Source organism: Pseudomonas saliphila (assembly GCF_008638345.1).
In the GTDB taxonomy this organism is placed as follows: Bacteria; Pseudomonadota; Gammaproteobacteria; order Pseudomonadales; family Pseudomonadaceae; genus Halopseudomonas; species Halopseudomonas saliphila.
Window position 1 is genome coordinate 1 of the sequence record NZ_VTVA01000015.1, and the last position, 20828, is coordinate 20828.

Annotated in this window: 19 protein-coding genes and 2 tRNA genes; 3 read left to right on the top strand and 18 right to left on the bottom strand. The window is 58.0% G+C overall.

What is annotated here, in order from left to right:
* Positions 1-256: 256 nt before the first annotated feature.
* A tRNA-Asp gene (locus FHK95_RS14995) sits at positions 257-333 on the bottom strand.
* Between the two features lie 13 nt (positions 334-346).
* A tRNA-Val gene (locus tag FHK95_RS15000) sits at positions 347-422 on the bottom strand.
* Positions 423-637: 215 nt separating this feature from the next.
* Between FHK95_RS15000 and rdgC the strand changes: the two genes are divergently transcribed.
* Entirely contained in the window at positions 638-1555 is a 918-nt protein-coding gene (gene rdgC, locus FHK95_RS15005; RefSeq protein ID WP_150305447.1) for a recombination-associated protein RdgC, read from the top strand.
* Positions 1556-1864: 309 nt separating this feature from the next.
* On the opposite strand, the gene bamD is transcribed toward rdgC, so the two are convergent.
* Genes bamD through gspC form a run of 13 tightly spaced genes read right to left on the bottom strand, consistent with a single transcriptional unit; the run spans position 1865 to position 13454 of the window.
* Positions 1865-2482: an outer membrane protein assembly factor BamD gene (gene bamD, locus FHK95_RS15010; RefSeq protein ID WP_150305448.1), complete on the bottom strand. Its 618-nt coding sequence runs from the start codon at positions 2480-2482 to the stop codon at positions 1865-1867.
* 33 nt (positions 2483-2515) lie between these two features.
* Entirely contained in the window at positions 2516-3271 is a 756-nt protein-coding gene (locus FHK95_RS15015) for a type II secretion system protein N (RefSeq protein ID WP_150305449.1), read from the bottom strand.
* The gene (gene gspM, locus FHK95_RS15020; protein ID WP_150305450.1) at positions 3271-3753 is read right to left on the bottom strand and encodes a type II secretion system protein GspM; all 483 of its coding nucleotides are present in this window, start codon (positions 3751-3753) and stop codon (positions 3271-3273) included. The genes FHK95_RS15015 and gspM overlap by 1 nt, the downstream gene beginning before the upstream one ends.
* A complete protein-coding gene (gene gspL / locus FHK95_RS15025; RefSeq protein ID WP_150305451.1) occupies positions 3750-4988 on the bottom strand; it encodes a type II secretion system protein GspL in 1239 nt (412 codons plus the stop codon). Before gspL ends, gspM begins: the two co-directional genes overlap by 4 nt.
* Before the next feature lie 16 nt (positions 4989-5004).
* Entirely contained in the window at positions 5005-5808 is an 804-nt protein-coding gene (locus FHK95_RS15030; RefSeq protein WP_150305452.1) for a type II secretion system minor pseudopilin, read from the bottom strand.
* On the bottom strand, positions 5805-6431 hold the full coding sequence (gene gspJ / locus FHK95_RS15035) for a type II secretion system minor pseudopilin GspJ (protein ID WP_150305453.1): 627 nt from the start codon (positions 6429-6431) through the stop codon (positions 5805-5807). Before gspJ ends, FHK95_RS15030 begins: the two co-directional genes overlap by 4 nt.
* Complete coding sequence (gspI, locus tag FHK95_RS15040) at positions 6428-6820, bottom strand: type II secretion system minor pseudopilin GspI (protein WP_150305454.1); 393 nt, start codon at positions 6818-6820, stop codon at positions 6428-6430. Before gspI ends, gspJ begins: the two co-directional genes overlap by 4 nt.
* Positions 6801-7343, bottom strand: a complete 543-nt coding sequence (locus FHK95_RS15045) for a GspH/FimT family protein (protein WP_150305455.1) — start codon at positions 7341-7343, stop codon at positions 6801-6803. Before FHK95_RS15045 ends, gspI begins: the two co-directional genes overlap by 20 nt.
* 2 nt (positions 7344-7345) lie before the next feature.
* Positions 7346-7801, bottom strand: coding sequence for a type II secretion system major pseudopilin GspG (gene gspG, locus FHK95_RS15050; RefSeq protein ID WP_178114811.1), 456 nt, complete (start codon positions 7799-7801; stop codon positions 7346-7348).
* A gap of 13 nt (positions 7802-7814) precedes the next feature.
* On the bottom strand, positions 7815-9026 hold the full coding sequence (gene gspF / locus FHK95_RS15055) for a type II secretion system inner membrane protein GspF (RefSeq protein WP_150305457.1): 1212 nt from the start codon (positions 9024-9026) through the stop codon (positions 7815-7817).
* A gap of 2 nt (positions 9027-9028) precedes the next feature.
* Positions 9029-10537: a type II secretion system ATPase GspE gene (gene gspE, locus FHK95_RS15060; RefSeq protein WP_150305458.1), complete on the bottom strand. Its 1509-nt coding sequence runs from the start codon at positions 10535-10537 to the stop codon at positions 9029-9031.
* Positions 10538-10547: 10 nt separating this feature from the next.
* Entirely contained in the window at positions 10548-12587 is a 2040-nt protein-coding gene (gene gspD, locus FHK95_RS15065; protein ID WP_150305459.1) for a type II secretion system secretin GspD, read from the bottom strand.
* Positions 12588-12593: 6 nt separating this feature from the next.
* On the bottom strand, positions 12594-13454 hold the full coding sequence (gspC, locus tag FHK95_RS15070) for a type II secretion system protein GspC (protein ID WP_150305460.1): 861 nt from the start codon (positions 13452-13454) through the stop codon (positions 12594-12596).
* Positions 13455-14072: 618 nt separating this feature from the next.
* Here gspC and FHK95_RS15075 point away from each other — a divergent pair.
* Positions 14073-15551: an alpha/beta hydrolase family protein gene (locus FHK95_RS15075; protein WP_178114812.1), complete on the top strand. Its 1479-nt coding sequence runs from the start codon at positions 14073-14075 to the stop codon at positions 15549-15551.
* 52 nt (positions 15552-15603) lie between these two features.
* On the opposite strand, the gene FHK95_RS15080 is transcribed toward FHK95_RS15075, so the two are convergent.
* The 3 genes from FHK95_RS15080 to FHK95_RS15090 form a co-directional block, all read right to left on the bottom strand.
* Positions 15604-15870, bottom strand: coding sequence for a twin-arginine translocase TatA/TatE family subunit (locus tag FHK95_RS15080; RefSeq protein ID WP_150305461.1), 267 nt, complete (start codon positions 15868-15870; stop codon positions 15604-15606).
* Positions 15871-15885: 15 nt separating this feature from the next.
* A complete protein-coding gene (gene tatA, locus FHK95_RS15085) occupies positions 15886-16116 on the bottom strand; it encodes a twin-arginine translocase TatA/TatE family subunit (protein WP_150305462.1) in 231 nt (76 codons plus the stop codon).
* A gap of 109 nt (positions 16117-16225) precedes the next feature.
* The gene (locus FHK95_RS15090) at positions 16226-18316 is read right to left on the bottom strand and encodes a PhoX family protein (RefSeq protein WP_206668588.1); all 2091 of its coding nucleotides are present in this window, start codon (positions 18314-18316) and stop codon (positions 16226-16228) included.
* 466 nt (positions 18317-18782) lie between these two features.
* Here FHK95_RS15090 and FHK95_RS15095 point away from each other — a divergent pair, with 466 nt between their 5' ends.
* Complete coding sequence (locus FHK95_RS15095; protein WP_178114813.1) at positions 18783-20792, top strand: acyltransferase family protein; 2010 nt, start codon at positions 18783-18785, stop codon at positions 20790-20792.
* Positions 20793-20828 lie beyond the last annotated feature (36 nt).

Genomic DNA, 20828 nt, shown 5'->3' on the forward strand with positions numbered 1-20828 from the left:
GGGCTGATTTGTGCAGCGTTTCCCTAAAGGATGAGGCTGAAGACTTCTACAAAAAGACAAAAGAGGAAAGGAATACGTATTTTGAAAAAAACCACTTCTTCCATTAAAAATGAACACCGGCTTTTTCAGCCTGCCGGTCACCTGTTGGTCACAATCCGGTCACAGTGACACCAGCTTGACTCTGAAGCGCGGCAATCCAAAAGCCTTAAAAACGAAAAAAGCCTTTAACTTTCATCAAGTTAAAGGCTTTAGTAGATGGCGCAGCGGACGGGACTCGAACCCGCGACCCCCGGCGTGACAGGCCGGTATTCTAACCAACTGAACTACCGCTGCGCGTAACCTCGAGTGGTGGGTGATGACGGGATCGAACCGCCGACCCTCTGCTTGTAAGGCAGATGCTCTCCCAGCTGAGCTAATCACCCTTTGCTCTCGAAGTGGGGCGCATTCTAGGCAGCTTTTTATCTTCTGGCAACACCTTTTTTCAAAATAAATTCACTCCTTTTCAATATCTTACTCGCAGGCCCCGAGAAGACTGGTCGCCAGCCCCGCTGTCAGGCAATATTGCCCACCGTCGTGCCCGGGCGCAGTCAGTCTTGCGCCCCATCGGCCAAACGTATTGGTAACCAAGGACAGCATCATGTGGTTTCGTAATCTTCTTCTCTATCGCTTCAGCCAGAACATTCCTTTTGGCGAAACCGAACTATTGGCGGCGCTTGAGCAGCGCCCCGCCCGTCCCTGCGCAAGCCAGGAGACACATACTCTAGGCTGGACTACACCTTTTGGTCGGCACTCCGAAAACATGCTGCAGGTCGCGGAAGGTTATTGGTTGATTGCCATGCGCAAGGAAGAGCGCATTTTGCCAGGGAGTGTGATCAAGGACGCGCTGGCGGAGAAGGTTGAAGAAATCGAGGCTCGTGACGCCCGCAAGATCTACAAGAAAGAGCGTGACACGCTGAAGGACGACATTGTCATGTCCTTATTGCCCCGAGCCTTTACCCGCACCCAGACCACTCTCGCCTGCATCGCCCCTGCTGAGGGCTGGATCGCAGTGGATAGCTCGAGCAGCAAGCGCGCCGAAGATCTCCTCAGCCTGCTGCGTGAATGCACTGGCAGCCTCCCTGTACGGCCTATGAACGTCAAACTGGCCCCAGCAGCGGCCATGACGGACTGGGTCAAGAACGGCGAGGCACCAGAAGGCCTGGTCGTGCTCGATGAATGCGAACTACGCGATACCAAAGAAGACGGTGGCGTGATTCGCTGCAAGCGCCAGGATCTGGCTAGCGACGAAATCCAGCAGCATCTCACTGTCGGCAAACAGGTCAGCCAGTTGACCATGGCGTGGCATGACAAGCTCGTTCTCACCCTGGACGATAAGCTGACCGTTAAACGGCTGCGTTTTGAAGAGTTGCTGCGAGACGAAGTAGACGATCAAGGCGCCGATGACATGGCGAGTCAGCTTGATGCCACTTTCATCATCATGTCGAAGACGCTCAGCGAGCTGATCCCCGCGCTCACCACGGCTCTGGGTGGCGAGGATATTCCCCAGGGAATATGAAGCGGGAAACTATCCACAGAATCTGTGGATAACTCTGTGGGTAGCATCTATATAACCTCTCCCGGTGCGCAGAACGCGGGAGGGGGACTTAGAATGGTTAAAAAGTAATCAGCTTAAATATCGTTTAAAATCAATAACTTACAAATATCAAGACAAATCATTACCGTTATGAGGCCTTTCTGCTCGAGAACTTGGGCTGTTTCTTCCGCTGTGTACAATGTCAACCCTGACGCCACAAAAAAACCGGCTTTTGACGCTCATGGAGGCCCTGTCGTCGCGCAGATCAGACGCCTGCCGTCAAGCCATTAGTTATCTGCGATTATGCTCCAGCCATCGTGTTGCATCCTTGGCTGCTGCGCTGCGCGGATAGGTTTTGACCACATAACGCAGCCTGGCCTCACCGGTCTCTATATCGTTCGATTCTATTGCGCTCTGCGCCAACTGGTATTCGGCCCGGGCCATGCCTTCATGCAACTCCTGGAGTCGAGGTGCAATCTCATGACGATAAGGTGACTCGGGGTAGGCACGAACAAAACGCGCCATATGGTTATGGGCCTGACGCCCCAGCTTCAAACGCTGTTGCGCATCCCCGGCGGACGATTCGAACCGTACAAAATCCGTTAGCGCGAGCAAGTAGGCTGAGTAATCAGGAAAGGGTGGATCGACATGCCGCGAGTCATAGTCGCTCAGCAGATGCTCTACGGCATCCAGGTCACCCTGCTGCAAGCACAAGAAAGCAGTCTCCTGCTCCAGAGCCGGCTCCTTGACCTCCACAACCTGACGAGCCAATGCCATGCTGCAGCGCCCCATACTCAGTTTCGCCCTGGCGTCGGCAATTGCATCCGCGCGCTGACTGTCTTTCTGGCCCATGCTCGAGCAACCTGCCAAGGTAGCCAGCAGAAACAGCACCATGAATTTACGACTCACTATATTTACCCCTCGGATTAACGCGAATTCTTGCTATTGCAACTGGGCACGCCAGCCAATCCAGCCTTGTGCGTCGGGCTTGCCAAGCATCCCCAACCCTCCAGCAAGCGCGTCTTCAGCGCTCGCACGGGCCTGAAGACGCGAATCTATCTGCATCGCCTGACCGGGGCGCCAGCGCGCATCGCCACGCAGCCCCAGCGGTCCCCCTTGATCTCCAAGATTGAACACCAGCCAGTCATTCTCGCCGGATAGCCCGGCAGTAAGATCCCCAAGCTCCATTGGCCTGGGCAGCCCGCCAGCGGCGTTCTGCCATACCAACTGGCCCTCGGCCTGGGCAACATTCTCAAAGTCCTTCAGCTCAAGCACTGCCACATCCAGCAACCAGGTACCCCTTAGAACGAAGGGGGCTTTATTGATCGCCGCCATGCTTGCAGCATCCAACCGACCATTGACCTGTTCTAGCCTGAGTGATCCGAAACCGAGTTTCATGGTCGCATCAACCTGTCCGTTCTGGGGCAACCAGACCAGGTCCAGAGCGATGCGTCCGGTGAGAAGGTGACTGGGTCTCCAGTCCCAGGAAAGCGCGCCCTGGCTCACGCCGCTCACTTCCATACTCTGTACGTGCCCAGACCAGAGCGTTCCTGACAGTCCATGCAGCGTCACCTCAGCAGGTAACTGACCGGCAATCCGGTTCCAGACGAAGGCCGCCGGCAGGTTCCAGATCAGGCTCAGCAGATAAATCACCGCCGCCGCGATCAGAGTATTCTTCAGGGTTAATCGCGTAAGCATCAGCGTGGCTCCACCATCAAGCGCGCCGACACCATTCCCGGACTGCTGCTTACATCCACTGCCAGCTGGCTGATCTGTAAACCGTGGCGATTTTCAAGATCGTTCAGCCAGCCAACGAGCGCATCAAACCCGACCTCGTCGAACGACAGTCGTGCACCGCCTCCTTCTGGCTGTACGCGCCCAAGGGCCTGCTTGATGCCTGCTGCATTGGCGGAAACCTCTATCAATGTGAGCACGGAGCCGCCCGACCCTGCTGAGGTAGACTGTCGTTGCTGCGCGCCGCGACGCCGAACCTGATCGGACACCTGCTGCATCCAGGCCAGATCGGCTGACAGCCTGCTGACATCCGAGCGTAATTCAGCGCGGCTGGCGGCTAGGGGCTCCCACACGCCAAGCCAGAGAAACACCACTCCGAGCGCTACCAGCCCGCCCAGTACTATGCGCTGCTCGCGCGGGACCAGCCCTGCCCACCACGCCTTCATGAGTCACTCCTTGCTACTTTGAGCCGCGCGGTGACGCCGTCTGCGCCGGAGTCGGCGCCTTGCAGGGTTTCCCGTAGTTGTGGCTTGGCAGCCAGGTTGGCGCGAATGGTTTCCAGCTCGGCAAACGAGGCCACATGCAGCTCTATTTCCATGTCCAGCGGAGTGGCTCTGAATTCACGAATTTCGGCTTTGCTGTCCTTGCTGCTTGCTGCCGCCAGCACTTCGTACAACAACCCACCCATGCCGCCATTGGCATTGCTTGTGCCACCTTCAAGCGCTTCGCGAAACTGGGTTACCGGGTCTATCCGGCGACTGGAGGGTAGCGCGATATCGAAAAGACTGTTGATCTCGGCCTGCAGGCGGTCACGTTCGCGGGCCAGGGTCCAGGACTCAAGGCCGAACTGCGTCGCCAGTACGGCAAGCAACACACCGGCGGCAATCATCGTGGTCCGCATCTTACGCCACGGGGGCGCGGCCATACTGGACGCATAGGGTCCGGTAAGCAGATTGAACACCGGCCGCGTGTCGGTGGCACGGCGCAGCGCTGGTGCCAGCAGCTCTGGTGTCAGATCCGGGCCGGAAATAATCTGCGTCTCGATATCCAGATCAAGCGTGGCTGCATCAACTCCGTACAACTCGACAATCCGGTCCTCCGGATCTCGGTCGGCCAGGCGGCGCTGCAGCCAGAAGGCAAGCAAGCCCTCCTCCATCATCACCGGCTCCTGATCGGCGGCCGTAACCATGACCAGCGGCATATCGGTCGGCCAAGGCGATCTTTGGACCCGCAGAACCCCCGCCGGAGGCAACTCGGCGTGCAGCTCCGAAAGGGGCATCAAGGCTTCAAGCCGCCAGCGCGCCTGCTCGAACAGGTCCTGCCAGAACGCCATATTGGATTGCTCCACCACGGCGGCTGCGACGCGATCATCCGGCCGCCGTGGTCCCGCAGCAAAATGCAGCTCCTCGAGCTCCTGGCTGAGGAAATCTTCGAGGGCATATGGCAGAGCCGCCCTGACTGCAGAAGCCTTACGTACCGGAAGCCTCACGCGGTAAAGCGTCACCGCAGAAGGCGGCACCAGAGCCCGCATGCGCTCCGCCGGATACTTGGCATGCAGCTCATCAAGGGTATTGAGCCCCGCATCCACCAGACTCCCGTCACGGTCGGTATGCCACCAATGCATGCGGACCGGGCCCGGACTATCAGGCTGCAGGTGTTCTGGTAACAAGACTATCAACATGATCTGATCCGTTTCTTCAGGGCTCGCAGGCCGTTTGTTCGCGCAGGATTACGGTGCCGCTGGCGGCGTCCAACGTTGTGCATTGATAAAACCGACGCTCTCCAAACTCGGCCGTCAGTTGCAGCCGCATAAACCACGGCGCTTCGGCCGAGGCCGCCCGCTCGGCAAACACCTCTTGCATCAGCTTGGCACTGCGCTCCAGATCTATCGGGCTCGCGGTACCGGGATAGGCGGTAACGTAAGGAGCCAGTGCCTGCCAGGCTTCATCCGTCATCCCCGACACGGCCGTTAATTCAGATGCCATCAGCATGCTGCGGTTACCCGATACACGCGCCGGCGTGGCCAGACGGTATACCGGATCATCCGTCTCTGGATTCATCCAGTCGCTCACGGCCAGCGCCAGCTCGGCACCCGATGGCATGGTTACGCTGCTTTCCTGGGATACCCGGTCAACCAACCGGGCGAAAAAGCCTTGCTCGGCTTCGTCAGCGCCAGCCAGCGCGTTTATGTTGTAACGGCACTGCATGTTGTCCAGGGTCGCCAGCAGGCGGATGCCGTCGACCTCAAAAGGCAGTGAGGGCGACAGGCACGTCTCCCAAAGCAGCTCGTCCGGCCCCTCGGTTTGTTCCAGTAACTGCAGCACCATCTTTTCTGCACCCATGGTGATATGGCGTGACAGATCGCGTTCGAAGACGGCGCTGGTGCGACGAATATCCGCCTGGCTGCGCACGGCCATTCCGACCGATGCGGTGACCGACAGCGCCACGACCAACAACGCCGTGATCAGCGCTACGCCCTTTTGATCCGCCCGGGATTTCACAGCCCCACCGCCAGCAGACGACGGATGACGCCAAGGCCAGGGAGGTCGATCACGACTTCAACGGCCATGGGTAACGCGCTGCTTTCCTCATCGGCGTCGGCAGGTGGCCACGACTCGAGCCGTTCAAGGCCCGAAGGCGTGCGCACCACAAACAGAAACCCGGTTTCAATTCCAAGTGTTTCGTCTTCGCCCACCAGATCGGCAAAGGGTCGGGCGCGCATGCTGTCAGGGTCCACGACGTCTACACCGTCCCACATGCGTCGCTCCAGACCGCGCTCGGTTATTTCCCAGGCGGTACGACGAAGCCGATGATCACCGCCCGCGCCAGCCCGAACCAATTCCAGCAAGGTTTCATCGCCGCCGGGGCGCAGACGAAGAGGCGGCAGCCGATCGCCAAACTCGTCCCGCGATTCGATGTCGACCAATTGGGCCAGATCACGCTCAAGTACACTCAATGTAACCTGTAGATCAGCAAGCTTTTGCGCCTGGATACGCGTGATGTGATCGGCATCAAGTACCGCACGTAGACCCTGATAGGCCACCAGACTCATGATCGCAAAGACCACCATCGCGATGAGCATTTCCAGCAGGGTAAAACCACCCTCTCTATGCCGGTTAGTCATGGCAACACAAACCCGCTGACAGCAGCGCGTTGATGCGTTTCGCCGCGCTCTGCCAACCACAAGCGAATATCGATACGCTGGACAGGAGGCAAGGGTATGGGTGAGTCGGGGGTGAACGCACCGATCTCTATCTTGTAGGCAAACCGATAGGGTCCCATTTCCACCTCACCCGAGCGTTTTCCGTCTGAGAGCGGACGCATGCCCGTTTCGTATTCCGCCAGTAAATTCTGTCCCGCCCAGTGCGCAAGTGTTCGTTCCTGCAAATAGACGGTATTGCGCGCGTGATCCGCACCGCCCTTTACCAAAGCGCCTAACGCCACACCCAGAATCGCCAGGGCCACCAGGACTTCAAGCAAGGTGAAGCCGCGATTACTCTTGCTCGATCGCATCCAGCACCTCGACACTGCCTTCCAGACCTATTCGGATATGCCGCTCCAGCTGGTTCCCGGGAATCCGTAACGTGATGATGGCGGGCGTCATTTCACCTGTAGCACCCAACCGAATATGGGGTTCCCAGCCGCTGGCCTGGCGCAGTCCACGGCGCTCACCTTCAATTTCCAGGTCAAGTTCGATCAACCCGTGCTCCATCTGCCGTGGACCCAGTTGCGGGTCCCGAACGGGCTGCCATTCCCGCGTGGCGTCCTCCAGAATAATCAGCTCAAGAAAGCTGTAGGCGTCATGCCGCAAGCCAAGCGCGCGGTCTGCCTCGCCGGTTATCAGCAGTTCATCCCGGGCCAGGCGCAACGCCCCGGCAAGGCGTTCGGTCTCAGTGCGCAACTTGCGCTCCGCACCGTCTCCAACCGAGAGGGTCGCCAGGCTGGCTACGACGCCAACCAGCACCAGCACAACCAGCAATTCCATCAGCGTAAAGCCGCACTGCCCTCGGCGCTCTGGTTGCTGGTGTGGGCGCATGATCAGCGACGCTCGTCCTGCTCGGGATCCCAGTTGCCGATGTCAGCGTTGGACTCTTCACCGCCGGGGCGGCCGTCGGCACCCAGACTAAACAGGTCGTACTCACGGTCGTTGCGGCCAGGGCGACGGTACTGGTACTCACGGCCCCATGGATCCTTCTGTAACCGGTCGATGTAGCCGCCTGTACGCCAGTTACGTGCGGTGGCGTCCCCGGAGGGCCGGGTTACCAATGCATTCAAGCCCTGCTCGGTGGTGGGATAGTTGAAGTTGTCGAGACGGTATAGATTCAGTGCACTTTCCAGCGCGCGGATATCATTTTCAGCCTTGGTAACACGCGCCTGGTCGGGACGATCCATCACGCGCGGTACGACAACCGCGGCCAGAATACCGAGAATTACCACCACCACCATGACCTCGATCAGGGTGAAACCGCGCTGCAGCGCTCTTGTGTTTTTCATAGTCTTGAGCATGTCAGTTAACCAGTTGATTGAGTTCGAAGATTGGCAGAAGGATGGCCAGCACAATTATCAGTACCACGCCGCCCATCGCCAGAATCAGCAGGGGTTCGAAAACGCCCATCACGATTGCTATACGCGCCTCCAATTCGCGTTCCTGTGTTTCGGCAGCCCGTTCCAGCATCTGGTCCAGCGTGCCGCTGCTTTCGCCACTCTTGATCAGGCTCAGCGTCATGGGTGGAAAGTATCCGCTGCGCTCAAGCGATGCGCCGACCCCGGCGCCCTCCCTCACCCGCTTTGCCGCATCACTGACGGCGTCGCGCATCGGTACATTGGAGATCACGCTGGCACTCATATTCAAGGCTTCGAGCAACGGCACGCCGCTGCCGGCCAGGATGTTCAGAGTCCGGGCGAAACGGGCTGTGTTCAAGCCACGGATCAGCCGCCCGAGCAAAGGCGTGCGGAGCAACCACGCATGCCAGCGATACAATGCCTTGGGCCGTTTGAGCACTTCCTTGGCGGCAAAATACGCCGCCACCATGCCACCCGCCATCAACAGGCCCCAATTGCGCAGGGCATCGCTCGTGGCAATCAGCGCGCGGGTCAGCCAAGGCAATTGTTGATTCATACCGGTGAATACCTGGACGACTTCAGGCACTACATAGGTCAGTAACGCAACGGTTACCAACAAGGCAACTACTGTGAGTACCCCAGGATAAAACATTGCCAGCTGTATCTTCTGGCGCATTGCATTCTGGGCTTCAACATTGTCTGCCAGGCGTTCGAGTACCAGATCAAGGCGGCCAGCCGATTCGCCGGCAGCAATGGTGGTTCGATAAATGGAGGGGAAAACCGACGGGAACTCACTCAAGGCGTGCGCCAATGGCAACCCTTCCATAACCCGGGTGCGCACCGCGGACAATGTCGACTTGACCTTGGGCGTCTCGCTTTGCCGGGCCACAGTGCCTAGTACTTCTTCAATCGGCATACCGGCGCGAGCCAGCGTAGCCATCTGACGCGTTGCAAGCGCCAGCTCCAGCGGTTTCACGCGCGGCTGGAATACCGGCATGCGCAGCGCGGCGTGACGTTCAGCGACCTGATGCACCGACATCGGCATAAGGCCCTGATCACGCAACCGGCCGCGCACCTGGCGACTTGAATCGCCCTCTTCCACCCCTTTACGGGTTTTGCCCGCCTGATCCAGCGCGACGTATTCGAATGCAGGCATGGTCAGTCCTCCCTGGTGACGCGGAGCACTTCTTCCAGCGTGGTATCACCCATGAGCACGCGGCGCAGGCCATCCTGGCGGATCCCCAGTTGCTCGATGCGTGCATGCTTGACCATCGCCTGTTCGCTGGCACCGTCATGGATCAGACCACGCAGCGTATCGTCGATCTCGATCAGTTCGTAGATACCGGTTCGTCCCTTGTAACCGCTTTGATTACAGGCACCGCACGCACCCGGGCGATATAGCGTGGGCGGGTTGGCCGGGTCAACGTTCATTAATTTGCATTCGCTTGCCGTAGCAATATGCGGTGTGCGGCAGGTTGGGCAAAGCGTGCGTACCAGGCGCTGGGCGAGTACGCCGTTGAGCGTTGATGACAGCAGAAAGGGTTCGATGCCCATGTCCCGCAGACGGGTGATCGCGCCCACCGCGGTATTGGTGTGCAGGGTGGAAAACACCAGGTGACCGGTCAGACTGGCCTGAATAGCGATCTGTACGGTTTCGATATCACGGATCTCACCGACCATCACCACATCAGGATCCTGACGCAGGATCGCGCGCAGACCGCGGGCGAAGGTCATGTCCACCTTGGTGTTGATCTGGGTCTGGCCAATGCCGTCCAGGTAGTATTCGATTGGATCTTCGACCGTCAGAATATTGCGGGTGCGGTCGTTAAGGCGCATTAACGCGGAATACAATGTAGTGGTCTTACCCGAGCCGGTCGGCCCTGTTACCAGCACAATGCCGTGGGGCTTGTTGACCACGCGCTCCATCGCCTCGTAATGCTGTTCACACATTCCCAGATGACGCAGTTCGAGACGTCCGGCCTGCTTGTCCAGCAGACGCAGCACCACCCGCTCGCCGTGCCCGGAAGGCAGAGTGGAAACCCGCACGTCCACCGCCCGGCCGACCAGTCGCAGGCCGATCCGTCCGTCCTGCGGCAGGCGTTTCTCGGCGATATCCAGCTTCGCCATGACCTTGATTCGCGACACGATAACCGGCGCCAGCGCCCGCGGGGGCTCTAACACCTCGCGGAGAACGCCGTCGACACGCAGGCGAATCGACAGGCGATTTTCAAAGGGTTCGATATGGATGTCCGACGCATTTTCCTTGACCGCCTCGGACAGCAAGGCATTGATCAGGCGAATAATCGGCGCTTCGTCCTGGGACTCGAGCAGATCCTCAGGCTCCGCCAACGACTGAGCGACGGACATCAGATCACCGTCATCCAGACCTTCGACCAGTTGCATGGCATCATTCGCTGAGCGCTCGTAGCGATCACGCAAGCGGGCGGCAAAGGCATCGTCGTCGAGCATCAAGGGGCGCAACGGGTGTCCCGAGCGGCGGCGCAGCTCCAGCAGTGCCTGCGGATCACAGTCCGAACGCACGAATACATCAAGCAGGCCATCCTGGAGGTGGCCGGTCAGCACCCCGAAACGTCGGGCAAAGCGATACCCGGTTTCGGCCTGTTGGCCCGAATCGACAAGGGTTTCGCTGATTTCGCTTTCGCTCATGTCAGCCGCCTCAGTTCGCTGTCGGAGGAGCAGGAATGGCAGTCTTCACCGGCACGCCGCCTTGCACTGCATTCTCGAAAGGTGGTGGCAGACTCAGCAGGTAATTCCAGTCTGGCAACACCGGCATGCTGTCGCTTGGCAGGATCCGATCGCGGCGATCCTGTTCCTTCAGTTGCTGGTCACGAATATAGGTATATTTCGAGTGCGTCACGCTTTCGGCCACCGCCGTATCGCGGATGATTACGGGGCGCAGGAAGACCATCAGATTACGCTTTTCCAGACGTCCTGTGTCATACCGGAATAACCGACCCAGACCCGGAATATCGCCCAACCCCGGAACCTTGTCGCGGGTCTCAACCATCTGGTCGTCAATCAACCCGCCGAGAACAATGAGCTCGTTATCGTCGACCATTACGGTGGTTGTCAGGCTGCGCTTGTTGGTAATGATGTCGGCTGCGCCGCTTGCGCCCTGCGCAATCTGCGACACCTCCTGAGCAATTTCCAGACGGACCGCATTGCCCTCGTTGATCTGTGGCCTGATCTTCAGCTTGATACCCACATCCTGCCGCTCGATGGTATCGAACGCCTGACCTGAATCTTCTACCGAACGCCCGACGATAAAGGGCACGTTCTGACCGACGACGATCTCTGCTTCCTCGTTATCCAGAGTCAACAGACTGGGTGTGGACAGAATATTGCTCGAACTGTCGCCCTGCAACGCATTAACCAACATGGCAATTTGAGTGCTGCCGATATTGCCCGCAGCACCGAAGGTTGCCCCATCCGCCAGCGAAGGCGGCGTGGTGACATCACCCTCGAGAAAATTGTTCACCCCTGCCGCAAGGTTGACGATGCCGCGGCCGCCGCGATTGAAATTGATGATACCGACGCCGCCGCTGTCATTGCCAATCCCCCACTGCACGCCCAGCTCCTTGGCGCGATCGTAGGAGACTTCGGCAATCACCGCTTCAACAAGAACCTGGGCACGGCGGATGTCCAGCTGGGTAATGATCCCCGACAAATCACGGGTCAGCTCCGCGGGACCGAATATCACCACCGAGTTGGTGCTTTCGTGTGCCTGAATACGGACTTTGGATTCATCCATGCTGCTCATGCCACCGGTAGCGCCATCTTCACTGGTTTGCACGTTATTCCGGTCACGCCCTTCAGCAATGCCCCGCAGCAGCTCAGCCACATCTTCGGCCTTGGCGTAGCGCAAATAATGCACCTGACTATTGCCGCTGTCGCCCGGCACATCCATCTGATAGACCATTTTGCGCAGCGAGGCTCGACGCGCCGCTTCCCCCCGCAAAATAATGGTATTGGTACGTTCGTCGGCAATGATTCGAGTGCGTTTGTTGAACTCGTCGCCGCTGTTGTCGCCCTCAAGACCCTGCACCATCCGCATGATGTCGGCTGCCGTTGCATGCTCCAGAGCAATGATTTCAAAATCATCCATCGACTCACGATCAATCCGATGGATCAGCCCTTCGATGCGTCGTACGTTGGCGGCGGTGTCGGCAATGACCAATGTATTGGATTCTGCCGCTGCGGCGAGATGGCCCCCTTTGGGAACCAGAGGACGCAGGATCCGGACCAGCTGCCCGGCATTGATGTGCTTGACGCTGATGACGTGGGTAATGACTTCGTCGCCGCGGCTATTCTCGTTCAGCCCTGCAACCTCGTTTTCCTTGGCCTGCACCTCGGGCACAATGCGCACTACTCCTTCCGACCCCTCTACCGCAGCGAAGCCGTAAGATTTGAGTACGCCGAGGAACAAATCATACAGTTCACCCCGGCGAACCGGCTTGCCCGACACCACATTTACCTGGCCACGCACGCGTGGATCGACAATGAAATTGATACCGGTTTCCAGGCTCACTATCTCTATCAAGCCATTGATATCCGCGTCCCGCAGATTCAATACCAGCTCTTCATCGGGATTTCCCACCGGACTATCCGGTGACTGTGCCGCAATGGAAGAAGCCAGCAAACTCAGACTCAATGCCACGGGAAGGGTATAACGGTTAAATGAGAACAACGTCGGCATCGTGTCTTAATCCATCGTTATAGTAATTTCGGTCGGCTGGCCATCACGCTCCAATGAAACCGATACGGAGCTAGAGCCGCCAAGCTCTTTGAGTATGTCGCGATAATCCTGTATTTCCGAAACCGAGGTGCCTTCCACTGCGAGGATTACGTCACCAGGCTGCAGCCCTGCCGCCTCGAATTCAGCAGCCTGACGCCCCGGATTGACCTCCAGACCATACATTTCACCATCCTGCATGACCGGACTTGCGCTGATCACTTCCAGAAACCGTTGGGGATCGTTCGCCCAGGCCTCTCGATCAATGGTGGCCACCCCCCCATCGGGTGTCAGGGTCGCATTAGTCGCATCAGGGCTCGCCCGTGGCGGCGCTTTCTTTCCGCCAGCGGTGGTCGATTCGCGTTTCAGCCGAAGTGTTTCAAGTTTGCCATCGCGGGCAAGAATGACTCTGTCTGACAAAATCTGGTCAAGCCGCACGTTGCCAGGCAAGGAGGCACCGACTCGGTAAAGTTTTTCAGGCTGACCCTGCGGAGAGAGGATTGCCGAGCTACGCGCTGGATCGCGATCTGACAGTACGCCCTTGAGCACCCAGCTCAAGGTGGTATCAGGTGCGTTAACCACCGCGGCGCTACCATTTTTGGACGCGCCGAATATCGAGAGCGCCGCCAGCTCGCGGAAGCCACCCGAAGATCCGTTCGAAGAGATGGCCGGCATTGACTGGGTCGAGGCAGCTTCGGCGACCGGCAGAATGCTCGACGGCTCGATCAGGGCCCAACTGAGGCGACCCAGCACTACTGCTGTTATCGCGACCAAAATGAAGGTGGCGATTCTCAGAGCAGGGTCTAAAGTTAAACGGGCGACCAAGGGCATGCTCTCTCCGAAGGCAAGGAAGGCTCCGATCCGGAAGCCATGATCAGATGCTTACACATTACTGACTTTTCTTTGCAAAAATATTGTTATAAGCCAGCGCCGGCTCGTAATGCTCTGGATTGTCACGAATTTGTTATACCCCAGCAACCCCCCCTGAATGGGTGAAAACGCCGTTCAAAGTCCACAAGCCCAGCGGCTTGCCGGTTCGATATAGCCTCAATCACCCATCGGGGTGTTAGACCCCGTATACGAAACTGTGAGCAGCTTCACTTCCAGCTTGATCGCGTGCAAATAACTGTAATCAACATAGCGGCCTTTCCCGGATTCTAACGCCAGCAGGATAGGCTAAAACGCGCCAGCAGCCTGTGGTCAGCACAACTGCTTAGCCTGTGCTGGCGCCTGAAACCTACAGGGCAATTATGACAGTAAAGTTTCACCGTTAGTGCGACCGTCCCAAGATAGGCACTATTACTCAGACACTCTCTGCAAGATCGGCTCTTTTTGAGCTGGCTCAATAGCATTGCCTTCCTACAATCCAGCGTCTTTACTCCATACAGCCGAGCCACCCTGCCTGCGGGCCCGTAATAACAACAACGGCTCTGCGTTTGGAGAAAAACAATGAATACGATGAACTCGTTGAAAAAAGGAGTAGTCGCCGGTTTTTCCTTTAGCATCATTCTGATTTCGGGCTGTCTCGACGGCAGCAGCAGTAGCAACGACGTGCAGGCGCCTGCGCCCGCTCCAGAACCCGAACGCGAGCAACAGGTCCGTATTGACGAAGGCTTCTTCGTTGTGGATGAAGCCTCCCTACCCTTCGAAGCCCTGCCCTCCTTTTCAAACACAGACCGCTGGTGGGGCGTCCATCAGGGCGCTGGCTACCGAGTCGAGGTGCCTGATAACTGGAACGGCATGCTGGTGATGTGGACGCACGGATTTCGCGGCGAAGGCCCGGAGCTGACCGTAGACAGTCCGCCGATTCGCACCTATCTGCTGGAAGAAGGCTACGCCTGGGCCGCCTCCAGCTACAGCGCCAACTATTACGATGTGCGTGCCGGAGTCGAAGACACCAATGCGCTGGCACTGGCGTTCAACAGCATCGCAGAGCAGAACGGGCGCGCCTTGCCGGCGCCGAGCAAGTATTACATCACCGGAGTATCCATGGGCGGCCATGTTGCCGGCGCCGCCGTCGAGCGCGAGACGCTGGCGACGGCGAACAACGTGGTGGAATACGCCGGGGCCGCTCCGATGTGTGGCGTGATGGGCGACACCGCCCTGTTCGACTACTTCACGGCCTATGGGCTGGCGCTGTTCGAGGTGGCGGGCGTCGGCGCTACGCAGTTCCCGGTTTCGCCGGAAGAAGCGGAAGAGAAGCTGGCGATTGCAAAGCAGGAACTCTGGTTCGATTACGACACCAACCCCACCCCATTAGGTCTGACCAGCCAGGGCGAGGTGTTCTTCCAGGTATTGAAGAACCTGTCCGGGGGTGAACGTCCGATCTATCCACTGTCCTTCGGTGGTTTTCAGGACCTGTTGCAGGGCTTTCTCGGCACAGACGGCACCATCACCGGTATCACCGCAGAACGCGCCGTCGACACCACCGATATCACCTACCGCTTCGAGAGCGACCCGGGAGAGCCGCTAACCCCGGCCGAGCAAAACTTCAATGCAACCATCGCGCAGGCTGAAGCGGTGCCCGGTGCCAACGCGCAACGGGACGACGGACTTCGCTGGATTCCTGCAATCAATGGTGAGTTCGATGTCCCGGTCGTGACCATACACACGCTGGGCGATCTGTTCGTACCGATTAGCATGCAGCAGATTTACCGTCAACGTGCCGAGGCTGCGGGAAGTGGTGATCTGCTGGTACAGCGCGCGGTCAGAGCACCGGGACACTGTGATTTTTCGATAGAGGAGTTCACTGAAACCTTCGATGCGATGATCCAGTGGGAACAACGAGGCATCGTCCCAGCAGGTGACGACCTGCTGGATCCAGTCGCACTAGCCGATCCACAGTTCGGTTGTGAGTTCACGCGCGACGGCTTCCCTGAGGAGCTCACACGCGAGCCCATACGCCAGTTGATAGGAGACTGCGACTGAATGAAGTAGCCAGACCGATAGCGGGCAGACTGTTTAACTACATACCAGTTATCTAACCCTGCCCGCTACCGACTGCCAGCTCGACCACCTTCTTCTTCACATTGGAAGGCCGCAGCGCCTGGACGTTGTCCTTGAGTAACTGGACCTCGGCCATCGGCAGATCCTTTTCCACCTGCTGCTGAACATCGGCCACTGCCGCCTTCGCCTTGCCCAGCATCAATCCGGCCATTTTCATCGCCGCCAGCGCACGCTCGGGCCCCAATACCAGCAGAGCCACCACCGCCACCACTAGCCATTCCATTATTCCGCTATCGAACATGGTTACGCACCTCGCTCAGACAGCGGAACGCTCAGCGCGAACTGTCGAGTGCTGAGTGTCCTGCGGTACAACCGTAGCGGCAAGTGATTCGCGGGGATCGTCGTCCTCTTTGACGGCCTTGCGAAAACCGCTTAGCGCACCACCCAGATCCCCGCCTATGCTGCGCAGGCGTTTAGTGCCAAACAGCAGCATTACGATGACCAGAACAATCAATAATGACCCAATACTGATTCCGCCGATTCCCATGACATTCTCCAGACAATAATTATCTTGGCTTTATACGCTGCAACGACTCAAAGCGATTTGATCCACGTCAGATCCGGCGGCCGACACGACCGCCGGGTGCCGACTGGTCTCAGGTGCCTACTATCCCGCCGTCATCTTTCCATATCACCACGGTTGCCGAACGCGGCGGAATCGCTGGCGCGTTGCCGTCTGGCCATGAGCTTCCGTAGGCTCCAGCGGCAAAATCCTCCGCGCTCGTGTTGTTGGCTCCCGGGTGTTGCACGTTGATAAATAACGTTCGTTGGTCCGGCGTCATGATGATGCCGGTGATTTCCTGACCCAGAGGCCCAACCAGGAAGCGTTTCAGTTCACCCGTATTCGGATCGGCGACCAGCATGGCGCAGTTGCCGAACGGGTCGGTGTCACCCGAGTCCATCTGGATCCACACGCGGCTGTCCGGGTCGATCCACATGCCATCCGGCGAGCTGAGGATGTTATCCGCGGTCAGCTTTTCACCGTTCGGGTCGTATCCAATGTTCATCGGCTTACCGCTTTCACCGCTGTCGCCAGCGAACATGAAAATATCCCACTGGAATGACGTTGCTGCATGGTCACCGTCGGCCTCCGTCCAGCGAATGATATGCCCATGCGTATTCGGCGCTCGCGGGTTGGCCTCGTCGGTGTCACCTTCTTCCCGCTTGCTGTTGTTGGTCAGCGTGAAATAGACATCACCGTTAGCCGGGTCGATGGCGCCCCACTCCGGGCGATCCATCGGCGTCGCGCCCATCAGATCTGCAGCCAGACGTGTATTAACCAGTACGTCGGCCTGGCTGGTGAATTCGGTCGATTCATCCAGCCCGTTCTCACCGTACACCAGTGGCAACCATTCACCGCTGCCGTCGTCGTTGAAGCGCGCCACATACAGGGTGCCATTATCGAGCAACTCGCCCGCTGCGCTGGCCTGATAATAAGGATCGCGACTGACAAACTTGTAGATATACTCGAAACGCGAATCATCGCCCGAGTAGCACACCACTGGCTTGCCTTCGACAACCGGCGCAAATACTACAGCTTCGTGCGCGAAACGACCCATGGCAGTACGCTTGACCGGCGTGCTCTGAGGGTCGAACGGATCGATTTCGACCATCCAGCCAAAGGTATTGGGCTCGTTGCGATAGTCATCCAGGACGGTCGCGCCGCTGTCAGTGGCATTGAAGCGCACGTACTCGTCCGCGCCAGATTCTGCACGATGCCACTCGTACTTACCCTTGGCTCTAGTGGGGTTCCCGTCCTTATCTGTGCCCGGTTTCGGCACACCATATCGCTCATGTTCGCGCGGGTAAGTCCCTTCATTGACAAAATAGCCAGCCCAGTTCTCTTCGGCGGCCATGTAGGTATTCCAGGGCGTTACGCCGCTACCGCAGTTATTGATGGTGCCACGCGTTTCGGTGCCATCTATGCTGTACTTCGTTTTGACCAGATCACTTCCTGCGACCGGACCCGAGAGCAGCATGGGCGTCAAGGCCGTGATACGGCGGTTGTAGCCATCAGGCTGCACCTGCCACTCGCCATTCAGGTCCCGGACAACGCGTACTACTGTCACGCCGTGCGCATTCATCTCTTTCAATACTTCATCATCAACGCGGGTCAGTTCCGAGCTGAGCAATACAGCGCCTGAACTTAGCTCCTGCCCGGCATAGGCGGCGTGCATCAGGCGTGGCTCCACATACTCATGGTTGAGTACGAGCAGTCCATCCTCGGAACTCCCGTCGATGGGGAAGAAGTGCATACCGTCATGGTGCGACCCCACCTGCTCGGCCTGCTCGGCCCCGCTACTAGCAATGTTGAAGCTCGTATTGCCGTCTACCAGGGAGGTGCCCCAGGGGATCAGGACTTGATGGCTGTAACCCTCAGGTACCGTGATCTTGTCTTCGGAACTGACCGGCACGGCGGAAAAGCCCAGCAGCGCGGCCGGTGGCTCTTCACCGGGTGCCAGTTCCGGTTCGTCGTCATCGTCGTCAGAACCGCTGATACAACCAGCAAGACCCAGACTCATGAAACCAATGGCAGCGGCCCCGGCGCTACCCTTGAGAATCAGGCGACGACCGAGACGGGCTTCCAGAATGCTTGAAAAAAGTGGGTTCATCTGGCGGGTGCTGAGCGGCTCGTCGGCATCGCCGTTGTCTACCGTGATCACATGACGTTGCATATCCGTGGACATCCGGTGTTCCTCATCAGGTTTGTTTGAATACCGGCACATGATGAGAAGCCAGGGTGACAGAGCGCAGACATGCAGATGAAGTGTCAGTGACAAAAAAATGGCTATGTGCGATCACTCGTCGACTTTGTGACGGGAACTACTCTCTTCCACAACGGTTTGGAACCATGCGTGCGCTCTGTGTTCAAAGCGCATGAGACGAGTCGGCACCTGGATCACCGCTGAAGTCCGACTTACATCTCATTTCACCAGACACCCCAAGGATGGATGCCGCGTCACTCGCTTCCCTGCTCACGCCAGGTTACGAGACGCGACGCGATTCATTCTGTCCGCTTGCAAAGCACCTCACCCGCTTCAGGGTTTGCCCCTGCGCTTGCCCAGCAGCCGGATAACGAATAATCGCCCCCATACAATCATTGGCCGTAGTCCTGGCGATCAGAGGGCCTTGCAGACGCGAGAGTACACTGCAATGCAGCCAGCGCATGACCGCACCATCACGTACCGACCTGAGATAGACGGGTTAAGAGCCCTGGCAGTGATTCCTGTCATCTTCTTTCACGCCGGTTTCGAAGCCATGGCCGGTGGTTTCGTCGGCGTCGACATCTTTTTCGTGATCAGCGGGTATCTCATCACCTCGATCCTCTATAGCGAAATCCAGAACGGCAGCTTCAGCCTCGTCCGTTTTTATGAACGACGTGTCAGGCGCCTTTATCCTGCCCTGACGCTGGTCACCATCTTCTGTATACCCTTCGCCTGGTGGTGGATGCTGCCCTCGGAATTTCGCGAGTTCCTCTATAGCATTGCGGCCATCCAGCTTTTCGCTTCCAATATCTTTTTCTGGTGGGATACCGACTATTTCAGTACCGGCGCCGAGCTGACCCCGTTGTTGCACACCTGGTCGCTGGCAGTCGAAGAGCAGTTCTACCTGTTCTTCCCTCTGGGCCTTCTGTTACTGAGACGGCTTGATAAGCGCCTACTGATCGCCGGCATCGTACTGGCAATCATTGCGGGGCTGCTACTGGCCACGCGCCTGACCGTCACGCATCCTTCTGCCAGCTTCTATCTTCTACCGTCCCGCGCGTGGGAGCTGCTCATGGGAGCGCTAATGGCATTGACCGCACAGCACTGGTCGAAAAGTCCCCAGTGGCTCTGCGAGATCCTTGCGCTGGCGGGCGTCGCACTGATCGCGCTTGCCGTCCTGACGTTCGATGCGCAAACCCCTTTTCCAGGCGTATACGCCCTGGCCCCGGTCATGGGGACGGCGCTGATCATCGGATTCGCCGATTACCGCACGATTGTGGGGAAGGTGTTGGCGCTACGGCCTGTGGTGCTGATCGGCCTGATGAGCTATAGCGCCTATTTGTGGCATCAACCGCTCTTTGCCTTCGCGCGTATTCGCACGCTTAACAATCTGGACGTCGTTGATTTCAGCCTGTTAATTGCAGCCACCTTTGTGCTGGCGTTTCTCTCCTGGCGCTATGTGGAAAATCCATTTCGCGAGCGCCGCAAATTTCCACGCAAAACGATCTTCGCCGGGGCATTGGCCTTTTCAACCACGCTATTCATCACGACTGTTTTCGCCTCCTTCTACCCCGCCCCCATTCAAATGTACGAGCGCAAACTCACCGGTGATCAGCTCATAGCGTTGGAGCTCGTTGAACGCCCCGAACCCAAGCAAGCGCCGCGAGTGGATGAGGCCTGTAATTTTTCGCGGGAGGTTATTACCTCCTCGATGACGGAGCGGCTATTGAAATGTCAGCAGATGCACGGCCCGGGTCTCGCCGTCCTCGGAGACTCACATGGCATGAATGTATTCAATGCGCTGTCGGTAAACATGGATGATCCGTTTATCGTCGGATTTCTGCAGAACGGCTGCATCCCTTATCCAGATCAGGACAGGTGTCAGTACGAAGGATTTCGCGAACTGGTAGAGCAACACCCGGCGTTATTTCATACGGTGGTGTTCAACCAAGCGGGCTTCTATCTGCTGCAAACCCCTCAAGGCCGCACCGCCTCGCGCGCCATTCTGAGTGAACAGACCCACTCAGGGTTTGTGCCGAATGATCACTATATAGACAGAACCCTGGAATACCTGCAGCAGCTCGACCAACATTCCCCGGTTGTCTGGCTTGGCCCCTGGACCGAGCCACATGTTCTGCCACGGGAATATGTAATTAGTGGCTGTGAATCTCCACCGGCAATACGACAGCATCTGCGCGACAGTTTCCAGCAGCTTGATCAACGCATCGCCAGCACTGTTCAGGGGAATGAGGGCATTGACTATCGCTCCTCCATCGAAACGCTCAACCTGAGCGGAGGCAATCAGCTGATGGACTGTCAGAACCTGTATTTCCGCGATGGTGATCACTGGACGGTCGCCGGGGAGCTGCGATTCGGCAAGGTTCTCAAAGCCCAGCTTGAAGGGTTAATGGATCAGCCGTCAACGCCCCTGGCACGTGCCGATGCGTCGCAGGAATAGAGCTGATTTGCTGCGCAACAGATGAAAGACGCAGCA